The following is a 15,832-nucleotide window of genomic DNA, read 5'->3' as shown; positions in this document are numbered from 1 at the left end:
AGAACAGGCCATACAGCTGGGAGTCTATACGGGAAATAATCTCTCCCAGATCTTCCTCACTGTCGGGAAATTTGTTCTTGTCAATGTCTACTATCAGCAGCGGGCCTTCGTTATATTTTTCGATCCAGTTGTTATAGTATTCATTCAGGCGCTTCAGGTAGTCGAGGCGGATATTCTCTTCGTACTCCCGGCCGCGTTTCTGTATCTGCGCTACCAGCGTGGGCACAGAGGCCTGTAAATAAATCAGCAGGTCCGGTGGTTTTACCATCGATTTCAACGTTTCAAAAAAGTTGAAATAGTTGTCAAAATCACGCTTGGTCATAAGGCCCATTTCATACAGGTTGGGGGCGAAAATGTGCGCATCTTCATAAATGGTGCGGTCCTGTATAACGGTGTCCTTGCCGTTCTGTATTTCCAGCAACTGCTTTAAGCGGCCGTGCAGGAAATATACCTGCAGGTTAAAAGACCAGCGGGGCATGTCTTCATAAAAATCATTGAGGTAAGGGTTATGCTCCACATCTTCAAACTGGGGGGTCCATTTGTAATGTTTGGCCAATGCTTCAGTAAGGGTGGTTTTGCCGGCGCCGATGTTACCGGCTATTGCAATGTGTTTAATCTTGTTAAGTTTTGCCATGCGTTTATTGTGGTAAGTGTAGAAAGATCATCGGCGGTTAATAGTAGTTGATCCCGATTAATTTCCTTGCTGCCTGCAAAGTTTGTGCCGCGCTCGCTCTTGCTTTTTCTGCACCGGCTTTTAATATTTTTTGCAGATAAGGGGCGTCCTGCTGCAGCGCCTTCGCCTTTTCACGGATGGGGGCCATAAAGCTTACCATATCTTCTGCCAGCTGCTTTTTCATATCGCCATAGCGGATGGTTTGATCCTGGTAGGCCTGCTCAAAGGTTTTTACCACCTCCGGCGCTGTTACCAGCTGCATAAGCGTAAACAGGTTGGCAACGCTGTCGGGCATGAGTGCGCCCGGTTCAGCGGGGCCGCTGTCTGTTTTCGCCTTCATGATCTTTTTACGGATCAGCTCATCTGTATCGTTAAGATACAACGTTGCCATCTCATTTTCACTTTTACTCATTTTACCGTTGCCATCCAGGCTTTGTATGCGTACCAGGTTACCGCCGAAGTTAAAGGCCGTTGGTTCGGGAAACAGCTCGCCATAGCGGGCGTTAAAGCGCTGCGCAAAGTTGCGCGCCATTTCCAGGTGCTGCTCCTGGTCTTTACCTACGGGCACCTTCACCGCACGGTGCACCAGTATATCGGCGCTCATTAATACAGGATAAGTTAAAAGGCCTGCGTTCACATTCTGCGGCTGCATGCGCACCTTGTCTTTAAAGGTGGGCACTTTTTCCAGCTCGCCCTTATAGGCTAACATGTTCAGCAAAAGGTACAGCTCTGCTATTTCCGGTATATCGCTTTGTGCGTACAGCGCCACTTTTTCAGGGTCCAGGCCGGAGGCGATGTTTTCCGCCACCACCCGGTACACGTTGCCCCGCAGGTCTTTAGGATCAGGATGCGTGGTAAGCGAATGCCAGTCTGCCACAAAAAAATAACAGTTATAATCTTCCTGCATCCGCACGTAATTACGGATAGCGCCAAAATAGTTACCCAGATGTAAAAAGCCGGTAGAACGAATGCCACTTACTACAATTTCTTTTCCTGTTGCCATAATGGGGTGCAAGATAATAAATCCCCATTTATCCCTAATTTTGAGGCACTGTCATATTTATCAGTAATATTTTAATTTCTTTTTATTTAATTTGATCATGGAAGTAAATGATGCATTAGTACAACAGCTGGCTAACCTGGCCAGGCTGGAGTTCAGTGAGCAGGAAAGGGCAGGCATACAGCATGACCTGCAGCGCATGATCACCTTTGTGGAAAAGCTGAATGAGCTGGACACCACGAATGTAAAACCCCTGCTGTTCCTGACGGAGAATTACAACGTGTTCCGTGAGGACAAGGTGGTGCCTTCCATTACCCGGGAAGAGGGGCTGCTGAACGCCCCATCGGCAAACGACCAGTATTTTAAGGTGCCCAAAGTCATTAAGAAATAACCTGTTACTATGCAACCTGATTCTGTCATCCACCTGGAACATATCCGCAAAAGCTACTTCATTGGCCGCAATGAGCTGCCGGTGCTGAAAGGCATTTCGCTGGATATTTTCAAGAATGAGTATGTAGCGCTGATGGGCCCTTCGGGCTCCGGTAAAAGCACCCTCATGAACATACTGGGCTGCCTGGACACTCCTACCAGCGGCAAATATGTGCTGAGCGGGCATGATGTAAGCAAGATGGAGGACAATGAGCTGGCCCGCGTACGTAACCAGGAAATAGGCTTTGTGTTCCAGCAGTTTAACCTGATGCCCCGCCTGTCTGCGCTGGAGAACGTGGCAGTACCCCTGATCTATGCCGGCGTGAATAAAAAAACCCGGGAAGAGATGGCAATGGAGGTGATCAAAAAGGTAGGGTTGGAGCAGCGCTATAAGCACAAGCCCAACGAGCTCTCGGGCGGGCAGTGCCAGCGTGTAGCCATTGCGCGCGCCCTGGTAAACAGCCCTTCGCTGATACTGGCCGATGAGCCCACGGGTAACCTGGACACCAAAACATCGGTGGAAATTATGGATATATTCGGCCAGATCCATGCCTCCGGCAATACCGTAGTGCTGGTAACGCACGAAGAGGATATTGCCGACCATGCACGCCGCGTAGTACGTTTACGCGACGGCGTAATTGAAACAGATAAGCTGAACGAGAAATACCTGCAACCGGCTATTTCCTGAGATCATGTCTACCAAGATATACACCAAAACCGGCGACAAGGGCAAAACATCCCTTATAGGCGGCACCAAAGTGCCTAAAAGCCACCTGCGTATTGAAACCTACGGTACGGTGGATGAGCTGAACTCTTACATTGGCCTGGTAAATGACCATATTACCGACACGGCCACCAATGCTTTACTGAAAGAGATACAGGACCGTTTATTTACCATTGGCGCTTCCCTGGCTACTGACCCGGAAAAGGAAACAGGTATGAGCATACCTGACCTGAAACCGGAAGATGTACAGCTGCTGGAAAAAAGTATAGACGCCATGAATGAGGAGCTGCCTGTGATGAAATCGTTTATATTGCCCGGCGGGCATGTAGCGGTGTCTACCTGCCACGTGGCGCGTTGCGTATGCCGGCGCGCAGAGCGCTTATGCGTAGGCATGCAGGAAGCCGGCGATTTTATTGAGCCCCTGGTGCTGCAATACATTAACCGCCTGAGCGATTATTTGTTTGTTTTAGCCCGTTGGACAGGGCACCGGCTGGGTGTGCCGGAGGTGGTGTGGAAACCGCGGGTTTAAATAATCTTCCCGTCTTTCATGGTGAGCTGCCGGTCACTTAAAGGCGCCAGCTCTTCGTTGTGGGTAACAATAATAAAAGTTTGCTTAAACTGGTCGCGCAGCTGAAGAAACAGCTGGTGCAGCTCCCGTGCATTTTTAGAGTCCAGGTTACCGGTAGGTTCATCGGCCATTACAATGGCAGGGGTGTTAATGAGGGCCCTGGCTACGGCTACGCGCTGCTGCTCGCCGCCGGATAATTCATTGGGCTTGTGGTCCATCCGGTGCTGCAGGTTAAGGGTTTCCAGCAGAAAGCTGGCCCGTTCCCTTACCAGGTTTTTACGGGTGCCTGCAATATATCCGGGTACGCATACATTTTCCAGGGCCGTAAATTCCGGCAGCAGGTGGTGGAACTGGAAAATAAAGCCAATGTTCCGGTTACGGAAATCGGCCAGGGCGTTTCCTTTTAAACTGGTAATGTTTACATTCTGCAGGTATACTTCGCCGGAGTTGGGCGTGTCCAGGGTGCCTAACAGGTGCAGCAGGGTGCTTTTTCCGGCCCCGGAAGAGCCTACGATGGTTACAATTTCTCCCTGCGCTACGGTAATGTCTACTCCCTTTACGACCTGTAAGTTGGAATAGTTTTTGGTAAGATTGCGAGCAACTAACATACTCAAAGAAAAGTAATTCACCGTTAAAATAGTAATAGTTGTTTATTTCAAATTAAATAATACTTTTGCGAAAATTTAAGGCAGTAAAAATTTTACTAACATGTACTGGACATTAGAATTAGCTTCATACCTGGAGGATGCTCCATGGCCAGCTACGAAAGACGAACTGATAGACTATGCCATCCGTTCCGGTGCACCGATAGAAGTGATTGAGAATTTGCAGGAATTGGAGGATGAAGGGGAAATTTACGAAGGGATAGAAGATATATGGTCTGACTATCCATCACAAGATGACTTTTTCTTTAACGAAGACGAATATTAGTGAAAGGCAAAAGCTGAGGGCAAAAAACAAAAAGCCCGTTGGCCTGTAAAGCTGGTAAGTAAAGCGTACATCCCCTGACTTATGCAACTTTGCAATGTGCTTTGTATTGATTTCCCTAACTGTTAAGCTATTAATAGATTGCCTGTAGCACGCGCTGCAGGCTTTTTTATGCGAATAAATACCGGGAAAAAAGAAGGTTGGGCGGATGATGGACAATGATTGTAACATGCAAGAATAAAGCCTGCAGTTATCCGCTGCAGGCTTTATTCTTTTTTATTTTTTACTTTTTATTTTTCCATTTGCGCTACAATACCGGCAGATACGCCAGTAAAGGAGAAACCACCGTCATGGAAGAGGTTTTGCATGGTTACCATGCGGGTAAAGTCGGAGAACAGGGTTACCACGTAGTTGGCACACTGGTCGGCGGTAGCATTGCCCAGGGGGCTCATTTTCTCTGCATACGACATAAAGCCGTCGAAGCCTTTTACGCCGCTGCCTGCCGTGGTTTTGGTGGGCGACTGCGATACGGTGTTAATACGCACCTTGTTGCGAATACCGTAGTGGTAGCCAAAGCTGCGTGCAATAGATTCCAGCAGAGCCTTGGCATCGGCCATTTCGCTGTAGTCGGGGAATACCCTTTGCGCAGCAATATAGGTGAGCGCCACTACAGAGCCCCAGTCGTTGATCGCATCCAGCTGGTAAGCTGTTTGCAGCACGCGGTGCAGTGACATGGCGGAAATATCAAACGTTTTATGATTGAAGTCATAATCCAGGTCGGTATAGGGGCGGCCCTTACGCACGTTCATGCCCATACCTACGGAATGCAGCACAAAATCCACCTTACCGCCAAAGTGCTCCATGGCTTTTGTAAAGAGATTTTTAAGATCGTCCATATTGGTCACATCCGCCGGAATTACCGGTGCATCGCAGGTTTCGGCCAGCTTTTTTATTTCGCCCATGCGCAGCGCTATAGGGGCATTGGTCAGCACCAACTGGGCTCCCTCTTCCTTACAGCGCAAAGCTGTTTTCCACGCCAGCGATTGCTCATCCAGCGCACCGAATATGATACCTTTCTTTCCTTGTAATAAGTTATGAGCCATTGGGTCAAAAATTAATTTCCGGCAAAAATAGTTGTTATAGTTGAAAAAACTGCTATTAGATATTTAACTGCCGGCCGCCTTTAACCGGCCACCATTTCCCTCGCATTCTCCAGGGCTGCGGCAGTGGGCTTTTCACCGCTGAGCATCTGCGCAATGGCATTAATACGCTCTTCTGTACCCAGCAGGCGTACGCCCGTGGTTACCTTGCCATCCCTGTTTTCCTTATATACAAAGTAATGCGCATCGGCCTTGCCGGCTATCTGCGGCTGGTGGGTAATACAAATCACCTGGTGGCCGTGGGCCAGGTCTTTGAGTATTACGCCCACCTGCCGGGCCGCTTCCCCTGAAATACCGGTGTCTATCTCGTCAAATATCAGTGTGGGCAATGCTACAGACTGTGCTACCAGTGATTTAATGCATAGCATTAAACGGCTTAGCTCACCGCCGGAGGCTACTTTTCGTATAGGCGCAAACTGCCCGCTTTTATTGGCGTCGAACAGGAACTCGATATTATCCTGCCCCCAGGCCTGCAGGGCGCCGGGCGCAATGCTCACCTTCAGGCGCGCATTGGGCATGCCTACCTGTGCCAGCAGGGCATTTACCTTTTCTTCAAACGGGCTTACCTCCTGTGTGCGCAGGGCGGTAATGGCCGCTGCCTGCTGCTCCAGCTGGCGTTGCAGGCTTTGCTGCTCTTTCTCCAGCTCCAGCAGCTGCTCATCCAGGTTCAGCGCGCTTTCTACCTTAACAGACAGCGCTGCCTTAATGTTAATCAGGTCGGCCGTGGTTTGCACGGCATGTTTTTTAAGCAGGCGGTAGCCGGTGGCAGTGCGTTCATTTAGCTGCGCTATGCGGGCGGCATCGTATTGTATGCCATCGTTAATGCGCTCTATTTCATCTGCAATATCCTGCAGTTCCAGGTAGGATGATTGCAGGCGCGCTACCAGGGCGGGCAGCTCCTGCTGATAGCCGGCCATGGCCTGCAGGGCGGACTGCAGCTGTTTCAGCTGCTGCAGCATGGGCTGCTCATCTTCCTTTAGCTGAAAGCAGGCTTTGCTCAATGCGTTCTTAATCTCCTCCGCATGGGTAAGCACCTGCAGCTCGGCATCCAGGTTTTCTATTTCATTTTCGGTAAAAGCGGCATCTTCCAGCTCATCCAGCAGGAACTTGTTATAGTCCAACTCTTTGTTGGCGCTGTCGCGCTGGTCCTGCAGCTGTTTTAAACGTCGCTGCACCTGCGTATAGCGCTGCCATAGCTGCTGGTATTGCTGCAGGGTTTCGGGCTTGTTCACCAGGGCATCTATCACGCGGCGTTGAAAATCGCTTTTTTCCAGTTCCAGGGTATCAAACTGCTGGTGCAGGTCTACCAGGTAGCTGCTCAACTCTCCCAGCTGCGAAAGGTTTACCGGCGTATCATTTACAAATGCGCGGGATTTGCCACTGGCGCTTACTTCACGGCGAATGATGAGCACATCTTCCAGGTCCAGCTCATGCTGCTGGAAGAAATCAGCCACCAGCGCTTTCTTTATCTTAAATACGCCTTCTACCACGCATTTGCCGGTTTTGTCAAACAGCACGCCGGTATCGGCCCGCTCACCCAGTATTAACGATAACGCACCCATGAGAATGGATTTACCCGCGCCGGTTTCGCCCGTGATAATATTCAGGCGGCCGGAGAAATCTACCTCCAGGTGGTCAATAATCGCATAGTTCTTAACTGTCAGTTTCTGTAACATAGGGCTTTTGCGTTACGGGTACGAATTAAAATGAAATGCCTGAATTTTAAATAATAAGTTTTGCACAATGTGCGTTGCGGCGCTGCTTTAACGGCAGCACCGCTGTAAAATAAGCGCGCGGGTACGAATTGTATTTGCGGTTAGCGGCACTAAAGAATGTAAAATCATAAATCTAAAATATAAAATGTAAAAGTCTGGTATTGTGTTATCCGGCACACTAATGCTCCTAATGTACACTGCACGCGACTTTTACATTTAGTATTTAAAATTTTACATTTTACATTCTTTCAGTCTACCCCCCTACCCTTTGAAGGCCTGCTTTGGCGCGCTGGTCAAGGGAGTTCTTAAAATCATGGTCGGGCATATCCAGGCAGGACTGGTAACATTGGCGGGCTTTGACCTTATCGTTACGTTTTTCGTATATATATCCCATTTGCAGGGCGGCCCTGGCGGCATAGTATTCCGGGCGGTTGCTGCCTGCCTTTACCGTAGCATCGTACATGGCAATGGCCTGGTCATCCGATCCCATTTCATCGTAAATGCGGCCCAGGCGGTAAGCATATTCCAGCTTTTCTTCGATCAACGCAAAATCAGCAGCTTTTTTGGTTTGCATGAGCTTCAGCGCGTCGTTAAAAAAGCCGCCATCGCTCAGCAGCCGTACCTTCAGCAAAAAGCTGTTGGGCCATTTACCGCTTCTGGCTTCTTTGAGCGCCTGCTTGTCGTTGTCGGCTTCTGCGCTGCCGCGGGTTAATATGAGATTGCGGTATTTATTGGCGGCCTCCATATTGCCGTGCAGGTAATAGTACCAGCTTAAACGCTGCAACGCTTCCTTTACATTGAACTTTCCTTTGAAAGTATTGATAAACTTTTCGAGGTACACATGGGCATCATCATCCTGCCGGTTCATTTTCAGCAGGCCCATTAAATAATACTCGTAGGGGATGCCGGCGTATGCAGGGCCGTTATTCCGTTCTGTTAATATTTTAATACCCAGGTCGGCTTTCAGGTTGGTTACAGCCAGGTTGGCCACCATCAGGGCAAAAAGGTAGTTGTTGCGGGTGTCGAGCTGCCGGCGTTGTATGAACTGCCACAGCTCGTCGGGGTTACTTTCCATGAACAGCTTCAGGTAGCAGTAATAGTAATAGGCTTCGGGCCTGAAAGTTTGGGCCAGCGGGGCGTTGCTGTCAATGAACGACTGCAGGTTTTGCATGCCCTGTTTAATACTGCCTTTCATGCCCAGCACACTGCTGATCCATTTATAGCCGTCGGGAATGGTGCCAAATACCGTTTGCATCGCGCTTATAAGCATGGTGTTAGGCGGGAACTGCGGAAATTTACGCTGGTTGTCTTTCAGCATCATAAACGCCTTGCGTATTTCCCAGGCAGCATCCCATTTTTCCCCGAACTTAACGCGTACCATGGCCCACTGGAACTTGATAGCGGCCTGGGAGTACAGGTAATAAGGAGAACTATCGGGCCCCTGCTCCATGAGCGACAGCCGGCTGGCGCGCAGTCCTTTTTTGGCAGCGTATTCCGCCGGGTCTTCATTAAAGTATAATGTAAAAAAATCGGCGTAGTTATCCAGGAAGTAAGGGATCAGGTTATCGGGATGTTCTTTCTTTTCCGCTTCCAGCAGGGCTTTGCCATCGTTTATACGCAATTGCATAATGGCTTCATAAGCCTGCTGGCAGCGGGTATTAAAATCGTACACCTTTTGACGGGCGCTAACGGTAAATGATATACTAAGTAATAGAATGGACAGGAAAATGCGCATGCGCAAAAGTATTTCAAAATCTATTCCAATTGTGCAGAGAGCGGCATAATTAAACGCAGGGAACAACGGCAGTAAAAGTAAAAGTCCCGTTCCCGGTGGGTTTCCGGGACGGGACTTTATATCTTTATAAACTATGCTCAGATGGTTACGGTAGCATCCAGGTCATTATCTACCACAATGCGGCCGCAGTGTTCGCAAACAATGATCTTCTTACGCTGACGGATCTCTGCCTGGCGTTGGGGGGGAATAGCGTTAAAGCAACCACCGCAGGAATCGCGCACGATAGATACCACGGCCAGGCCGTTACGGTAGTTCTTGCGGATTTTTTCGTAGGCTGCCAGCAGGCGTGGCTCCACCTTGGTACGGGCGTCTTCACTGTCTTTACGTATCTGGCGCTCTTCTTTTTCCGTTTCGCTGATGATCTTTTCCAGCTCGCCTTTCTTGTGTTTCAGGTTAGCTTCTTTATCAACGATGGCTTTTTTTGCAGATTCGAGCAGGCGGCTTTTATCCTTTATTTCCTCATTTGCGTCCTTGATATGCTTTTCCGCCAGCTTGATCTCCAGGGTCTGCATTTCAATTTCCTTGGTGATTGCTTCAAACTCGCGGTTATTCTTCACATTATCCTGCTGCTTCTCGTACTTTTTAACCAGCGCTTCGGACTCCTTGATAGCTGCTTTTTTGTTGGCAATAAAGTCCTGGATACCCCTCAGCTCATCCTCAACATGAGAAAGGCGGGTATTTAACCCTTCCACCTCATCTTCCAGGTCTTTCACTTCCATCGGCAACTCCCCTTTCAACACCTGGATCTCGTCCAGCTTGGAATCGATCTTCTGCAGTCTGAGCACAGACACCAATTTTTCTTCTACGGAGAACTCTTTTACGGTAGCCATATATTTTATAAATAATTTACCGGGTTTGTGTGAATAGTAGATTTAAGAGGCGCGAAATTACGCAATTTCTCTGTCAAAATATTGTAAAATAAATCAACTGTGAACTGTTCACTTTCAAAGTGCCCAATATCTGCTATAACCAGCTGGTTTTCAGCATCAAAAAACTCGTGGTACTTAAAGTCGGCAGATATATAGGCATCTGCTCCCGCGCTAATGGCTTTTTTGAGCAAAAAGCTGCCCGCACCGCCGCAAAGCGCCACCTTCCGTACCGGTTTGCCCCGCAGGGGGGTGTACCGTACGCAGCCCGTGTTAAACTGCTGCTTTACCAGCAGCAGAAAGGCTTTTTCATCCAGGGGTTCCGCCAGAACGCCTATTAGCCCCGAGCCGGCCTGCTGCCAGGCATTATCCAGGCTAATGATGTCGTAAGCTACCTCCTCATAGGGATGGCTGTGCAGCAGGGCCTGTATAACGGCGCCTTCCCGGTAAGCGGGAAAAATAACCTCCAGCTTTGTTTCCGGCTCTGCATGGCGCTGCCCCTGCTCCCCTACATAGGGATGGGTACCGGCGCCGGCCCTGAAAGTGCCGGTGCCTGCCGCGTTAAAGCTGCATTCATCATAGTTGCCAATGTTGCCTGCCCCGGCGGCAAAAAGCGCGCTGCGCACGTTTTCCGCCTGGTCATGCGGGGCAAAGGTGTACAGCTTTTTGAGCAGGCCTTTTTTAGGGGCCAGCACGCGGCACTGCTGCAGCTCCAGGCGGGCCGCCATCATGGCGCATACGCCGTTGCGCACATTATCCAGGTTGGTATGGGCGGCATATACAGCAATATCATGTTTAATGGCCTTGATAGCCACCCGCTCCACATAGTTGCTGCCGGTTATTTTCTTAAGCCCGCCAAATACAATAGGATGATGGGCGATCACCAGGTTGCAGCCGCGGGCAATAGCTTCATCTATCACGGCTTCCGTAGCATCCAGGGCCAGGAGGGCATTGGTAAGCTCCCACCCCGGGTTGCCAAACAGCAGCCCTGCATTGTCGTAGCTTTCCTGTAAGGATGGCGGTGCAAAGGATTCAATGACTTGTATAACTTCCCTGATTTTCATCAGGAGGCAAAATAAGGAAAATTGAGGCCGGATTAATTAATTAAGAATGGATAATGAATAATTAAGAATAAGGGCGAGAGGGGATTTTGAATGATGGGGAATGCTGCCAGGATGGTCCCGGAAAAGCATGCAGGGGGGGATGTAGGGGTTTATGTAGGGGGGAGGAGTTTCGCTGGGGTTTCACCCGGGAAAAAGGGCCTTTTTAGGAGGGAAGCATACCAGTTGCACCGCAATGGAAGTGAGGTTGCACAGGACAATGAAAATAACCGTATGATAGTATAGGTTAGCCGCGATGCACCCAGGTAACCGCAGTATAGCGCCGCCGCACTTCCGGCGGGGCAATGGCAAACCGGATCACCGGCCAGCCCTGATTGTTTGGCATAGATGCTACCGGTATAAACCGGTTTGTGCAACGCGCCTGCAGGCAAAACAAAAGTATGCCTGTTAACAAATAAAACTTTTCTTTTATTTTGCCGCCATGAACACACGGAAACCCACCAACGAGCTATACAGCACCTTTACTGCCAAAATGCAGGCTTATGCAGATGTACGCAATGCCATGGCAGTACTGGGCTGGGACCAGGAAACCTACCTGCCCGAAAAAGGCGCCGGATTCCGCGGCCAGCAGCTTACCACCCTTTCTACCATTGCGCATGAAATGTTCACGGCAGATGAGCTGGGCAATGTGCTGCAGGAGCTGCGCAGCCGCAACGACCTGGATGTTGTTCAACGCAGGAACGTAGTACTGGCGCAGGAGGATTATGAAAAGAATAAAAAATACCCGGCCAGCTTTGTAGCAGAAATGTCGAAAACTACCAACGCCTGCTACCACGCCTGGATAAAGGCCCGCAAAACCAACAGCTACGCGGAATTTGAGCCGCTGCTGGCCAAAATGGTACTGCTGAAAAAACAGGAAACCCATATACTGGGCTTTGAAGGCCATCCCTACAACGCCCTGCTGAACGAATATGAGAAAGGCGCCACCACCGCCATGCTGGACACCATTTTTGACTCGGTTAAAACCGCCCTTACTCCCCTGCTGCGCCGTATTGAGGCCCGCCCGCAGGTGAATAAGGACTTTCTGCACCTTCACTATGACCGCAACAAACAATGGGAACTGGGTATTGGTCTGCTAAAAGATATGGGCTATGATATGGGCGCCGGCCGGCAGGATATTTCCGAGCACCCCTTTACCACCAGCTTTAATCCCCGGGATGTACGCGTTACCACCCGTATTGATGAAAAGGATTTTGGCAACATGACCTGGAGCTGCATTCATGAAGGTGGCCATGCGTTGTATGAGCAGGGACTGCCTGTTGACGAATACGGCCTGCCCTGCGGCGAGGCCGCCAGCCTGGGTATTCACGAGTCACAATCGCGCCTGTGGGAGAACAATGTAGGCCGCAGCAGGGCTTTCTGGCAGCACCATTACGGCAAGCTGCTGCAAACCTTCCCGGAAAACCTGCAAAACATTTCGCTGGACGAGTTCTATAAAGGGATTAACCAGGTGCAGCCTTCGCTGATACGTACAGAGGCCGATGAGCTAACGTATCACTTTCATGTAATGATCCGGTACGAAATAGAAAAGGGATTACTGGAAGGCGCCTATAGCACCAAAGACCTGGACCAGGTATGGAACCACTATTACCAGGAGTACCTGCATGTAAGCGCAGCTGCGGCCACCCAGGGTGTGCTGCAGGACATTCACTGGTCGCACGGCAGCTTTGGGTACTTTCCCACCTACTCGCTGGGCAGCTTTTATGCCGCGCAGTTCTTTGCAGCGGCAAAGCAGCAGATACCCGGCCTTATGGAGCAGATAGCCGGGGGGCAATACGGGAAGCTGCTAAGCTGGTTAAGGGAAAACATTCACCGCCACGGACGTTTTTACACTTCCAATGAGCTGTGCGAAAAGGTTACCGGGCAGCCGCTTGATTTCCGGTATTTTCTACAATATGCGGAGGAAAAGTTTCTTCCCATTTACGGGCTGTAAACAGGAGAATTACGGATTAGTTAATTACGAATTGCGAATTGTCAATTACGCCCCCGCAAAAACGGTGCATAAGCGCCTTTGAAAATTATTATACGAATAATTACGAATTGCGGGCGGAGCTGTTTGCAGGGTATGCGATGCGTGGAATTAACAACTAATAATTAAAAGCAAGTACGAATTACGAATGAACGCCGGCAACATTTGCGCACCGCATCAATTCGTAATTCGTAATTGATAATTCGCAATTACCTCAGTGTTTCTTCCAGCTCCTGCAACGTTACCACGCCTTGTTTGCGGCCGGTTTCCTTTCCATCCTTATAGGCAATAAAAGTGGGCAGGGCATTGGCGTTTACAGATTTCATGACGTCCTGGTCACGGCCGCCGTCTACCTTTACCAGCTTTACCTGCGGGTGCTTTTGCAGGAACTGCTCCAGCACAGGCGCCATGGCGCGGCAGGGAGGGCACCACTCCGCGCCTACATCTACCAGCACCCATCCGCTTTTAACCGCGTTCCGGAAATCATTTACCGCCAGCTGTTTTATGCCTTTAGTGGCGCCTGTCAGGGGTTTGCCTGCCGCTGTCCAGGAGCGGATGCCGCCTTCCATTTCCACAACTTTCTTAAAACCGTTCTCGCGCATCCATTGCGCAGCAGCATGGCTGCGGCCGCCGCTTAAGCAATAAATGTATACCGGCTTTTGCTTATCCAGGTATTTTGCGCGTTCTGTAAACTCGGTCTTATTGGTGTAATCCGCCTGCAGGGCATTGGGTAAATGGCCGGTATTATATTCCTGGGCTGTTCTTACATCAAACACCTGTATGGCCGGTTGCTGTATACCCTTTTCAAAAGTATTAACATCCACCTCCTGTGCGGTGGCTGCGTGCGCCAGCATGCACAACAATAATGCTCCTAAATAACGCTGAATGAATAACTTAATCATAGCCTGCTTTTATTTAAAAATTTTTGAACAATATATGCATATTCAAATGTTAATTAATAAGTGAATTACGTAATTTATAGTAATTTTAGCTTCATTTTTGAAAGCATCCAAGCCCGGCGGGACGGGGCACCTTATCCAATGAATTACCAGAAACACCTATGTCGCCGTTGGCTCAGCCAATGCACGCTCCTACGATTTACCATTTGCCTGGTTTGCTGCTACCTGTGTCCTGTTGCAATTGTTCATGCGCAAACCCATAATGTGGATTTCGACGCCAATAAATGGAGTGGCTGCGAACCATTAACCGTACAATTCCAGAACCAGTCAGACCCCGGTTACACTTCCCTTAACTGGAGCTTTGGTGTAGGGGCTGATGTAACAGATCCCAATCCTGCCAGGATCTTTAACACGCCAGGCACTTACAAAATTACGCTAACCGTTACTTATCCTGACGGGGCTGTGATCAAAAAAGAGAAAACTGTTACGGTGTACCACAAGCCGGTACCTGCGTTTACCACATCGGTACCTGGCGGCTGCGCGCCGCTGGCAGTAACCTTTACAGACACCAGTACGCCGGGCGACGGCACCATTACCAGCGTTACCTGGGATTTTGGCGACGGCATTAACGGCAGCGGCAGCCCCGCCACCCATACCTATACCCTGGGCGGCACACAAACAGCTGCCAATATCGTAACCAACAGTTTTGGCTGTACCAATGGCACCACCCAACAAATAAAAGTGCAGGATGCGCCGGTTGTAAAATTCAGCAGCGATGTGCAAAGCAGCTGTACAACCCCACTTACGGTAAATTTCACCAACACCAGCTCCAGCGTTACCAATGAGCCGCTTACCTACACCTGGGATTTTGGCGACGGCACCACCAGCACAGCTGCCGCCCCCCAGCATACCTATACCAGCGAAGGCGCTTTTACCGTAACGCTCACCGCCGCTACATCCGAAGGATGTAAGCAAACACTGTCTGCGCCGGATTATATACAGATCCAGAAAATGAAGGCCGATTTTACCACCGGCAACAGCTGTTCAAACCAGGCCGTTACCTTTACCAATACCACCGTTCCGGCACCGCTGTCGGCCCGTTGGGAGTTCCCGGATGGCAGCATACAATATACGCCTAATGCCAGCTTCACCTTTCCGCTGCCGGGCGATTATACAGTAAAGCTCACCAGCTTCGGCAATAACTGCCAGGAAAGCATTACCAAAACAATACATGTAAATCCCTTGCCGGCAGTGGATTTTACGGCTACGCCCAACCCGGATTGCCATGTACCTACCAATACCACTTTCACGGCAACAGCGCCGGACGCCACTGCCTGGAACTGGAATTTCGGCGACGGTGCTGCAGCCAGCACCCAAAATCCAACACACAGCTATACGGCAAGCGGCAGCTATACCGTAGGGCTAACCGTCACTAACCAGTTTGGCTGCCGAGCCACCAATACCAAACCGGCGTATATGCGCGTGCAGGAGCCGCAGGTAAACTTCCAGATGAGCACCAATGGCGGCTGCATTCCTTTTACTGTAAATTTCACCCCCCAGGTAGTGACCGCAGACGCTGTTGTAAAGTACACCTGGGACTTTGGCGACGGCACTACCTCCAATCTTGAAACACCATCCCATGACTATACGCAAGAGGGCGACTATACAATTACACTGGAAATAGAAACCGAAAACGGCTGTAAGCTGAGCGCTTCGCAGGCAATTGAAGCCGGCAGCCCTGTGAAAGTTGATTTTGACGTGGACCATTACAAAGGCTGCCAGTCAGACCTGTTTAATTTCACCAACAAATCCGTGCCTGTGGGTACTGAATGGCTGTGGGACTTCCCGCAGGATAACAGTAGCGCTACCGGGCAAAATCCCAGCCACCAGTTTGACGAAATAGGCTTTCATGACGTAACACTTACTGTTATCAACAACGGCTGCCGCAACGTGCTCACCAAAAGCATGCTGATTGAAATTAACCCG

Annotated in this window: 15 protein-coding genes; 6 read left to right on the top strand and 9 right to left on the bottom strand. The window is 49.9% G+C overall.

Annotated features, from left to right (window positions below):
• Together VFS25_RS16655 and trpS are read right to left on the bottom strand one after the other, a co-directional pair.
• The coding region (locus VFS25_RS16655) for a deoxynucleoside kinase (RefSeq protein WP_326463298.1) at nt 1-634 on the bottom strand (634 nt) is incomplete at its 3' end.
• A gap of 37 nt (nt 635-671) precedes the next feature.
• Nucleotides 672-1,676, bottom strand: a complete 1,005-nt coding sequence (gene trpS, locus VFS25_RS16650; protein ID WP_326463297.1) for a tryptophan--tRNA ligase — start codon at nt 1,674-1,676, stop codon at nt 672-674.
• A 97-nt stretch (nt 1,677-1,773) separates the two neighbouring features.
• Here trpS and gatC point away from each other — a divergent pair, with 97 nt between their 5' ends.
• From gatC to VFS25_RS16635, 3 genes are read left to right on the top strand one after another with little or no spacing between them, the layout of a single operon-like run.
• Complete coding sequence (gene gatC / locus VFS25_RS16645; protein ID WP_326463296.1) at nt 1,774-2,064, top strand: Asp-tRNA(Asn)/Glu-tRNA(Gln) amidotransferase subunit GatC; 291 nt, start codon at nt 1,774-1,776, stop codon at nt 2,062-2,064.
• 9 nt (nt 2,065-2,073) lie between these two features.
• A complete protein-coding gene (locus tag VFS25_RS16640; protein WP_326463295.1) occupies nt 2,074-2,790 on the top strand; it encodes an ABC transporter ATP-binding protein in 717 nt (238 codons plus the stop codon).
• A 4-nt stretch (nt 2,791-2,794) separates the two neighbouring features.
• Nucleotides 2,795-3,355: a cob(I)yrinic acid a,c-diamide adenosyltransferase gene (locus VFS25_RS16635; RefSeq protein ID WP_326463294.1), complete on the top strand. Its 561-nt coding sequence runs from the start codon at nt 2,795-2,797 to the stop codon at nt 3,353-3,355.
• Here the strand turns inward: VFS25_RS16635 and VFS25_RS16630 are convergent.
• The gene (locus VFS25_RS16630; RefSeq protein ID WP_326463293.1) at nt 3,352-4,002 is read right to left on the bottom strand and encodes an ABC transporter ATP-binding protein; all 651 of its coding nucleotides are present in this window, start codon (nt 4,000-4,002) and stop codon (nt 3,352-3,354) included. The two genes, VFS25_RS16635 and VFS25_RS16630, sit on opposite strands and share 4 nt — an antisense overlap.
• A gap of 100 nt (nt 4,003-4,102) precedes the next feature.
• Between VFS25_RS16630 and VFS25_RS16625 the strand changes: the two genes are divergently transcribed.
• Nucleotides 4,103-4,324 carry a DUF2795 domain-containing protein gene (locus tag VFS25_RS16625; protein WP_012794455.1) on the top strand — a complete coding sequence of 74 codons (222 nt, stop codon included), beginning with the start codon at nt 4,103-4,105 and terminating at the stop codon, nt 4,322-4,324.
• Between the two features lie 287 nt (nt 4,325-4,611).
• Here VFS25_RS16625 and VFS25_RS16620 read toward each other — a convergent pair whose 3' ends face one another.
• The 5 genes from VFS25_RS16620 to VFS25_RS16600 all read right to left on the bottom strand — a co-directional run bounded on the left by VFS25_RS16620 (nt 4,612) and on the right by VFS25_RS16600 (nt 10,921).
• Nucleotides 4,612-5,424 (bottom strand): enoyl-ACP reductase FabI, encoded by an 813-nt coding sequence (locus VFS25_RS16620; protein WP_326463292.1) that lies wholly within the window; start codon nt 5,422-5,424, stop codon nt 4,612-4,614.
• A gap of 80 nt (nt 5,425-5,504) precedes the next feature.
• Nucleotides 5,505-7,157 (bottom strand): DNA repair protein RecN, encoded by a 1,653-nt coding sequence (gene recN / locus VFS25_RS16615; RefSeq protein WP_326463291.1) that lies wholly within the window; start codon nt 7,155-7,157, stop codon nt 5,505-5,507.
• Nucleotides 7,158-7,449: 292 nt separating this feature from the next.
• Nucleotides 7,450-8,931 carry a tetratricopeptide repeat protein gene (locus VFS25_RS16610; protein WP_326463290.1) on the bottom strand — a complete coding sequence of 494 codons (1,482 nt, stop codon included), beginning with the start codon at nt 8,929-8,931 and terminating at the stop codon, nt 7,450-7,452.
• A 137-nt stretch (nt 8,932-9,068) separates the two neighbouring features.
• Entirely contained in the window at nt 9,069-9,821 is a 753-nt protein-coding gene (locus tag VFS25_RS16605) for a zinc ribbon domain-containing protein (protein ID WP_326463289.1), read from the bottom strand.
• 5 nt (nt 9,822-9,826) lie between these two features.
• Complete coding sequence (locus VFS25_RS16600; RefSeq protein WP_326463288.1) at nt 9,827-10,921, bottom strand: Nif3-like dinuclear metal center hexameric protein; 1,095 nt, start codon at nt 10,919-10,921, stop codon at nt 9,827-9,829.
• Nucleotides 10,922-11,399: 478 nt separating this feature from the next.
• Here VFS25_RS16600 and VFS25_RS16595 point away from each other — a divergent pair, with 478 nt between their 5' ends.
• Complete coding sequence (locus VFS25_RS16595) at nt 11,400-12,911, top strand: carboxypeptidase M32 (protein WP_326463287.1); 1,512 nt, start codon at nt 11,400-11,402, stop codon at nt 12,909-12,911.
• A 245-nt stretch (nt 12,912-13,156) separates the two neighbouring features.
• On the opposite strand, the gene VFS25_RS16590 is transcribed toward VFS25_RS16595, so the two are convergent.
• The gene (locus tag VFS25_RS16590; RefSeq protein ID WP_326463286.1) at nt 13,157-13,849 is read right to left on the bottom strand and encodes a rhodanese-like domain-containing protein; all 693 of its coding nucleotides are present in this window, start codon (nt 13,847-13,849) and stop codon (nt 13,157-13,159) included.
• Nucleotides 13,850-14,110: 261 nt separating this feature from the next.
• Between VFS25_RS16590 and VFS25_RS16585 the strand changes: the two genes are divergently transcribed.
• Nucleotides 14,111-15,832: PKD domain-containing protein (locus tag VFS25_RS16585; RefSeq protein WP_326463285.1), on the top strand; the 1,722-nt coding region annotated here is incomplete at its 3' end.

The organism is Chitinophaga sp. (assembly GCF_035761305.1).
GTDB lineage: Bacteria > Bacteroidota > Bacteroidia > Chitinophagales > Chitinophagaceae > Chitinophaga.
The sequence above is the reverse complement of the archived record's forward strand: the minus strand, read 5'-3'. Positions and strand labels throughout refer to the sequence as shown.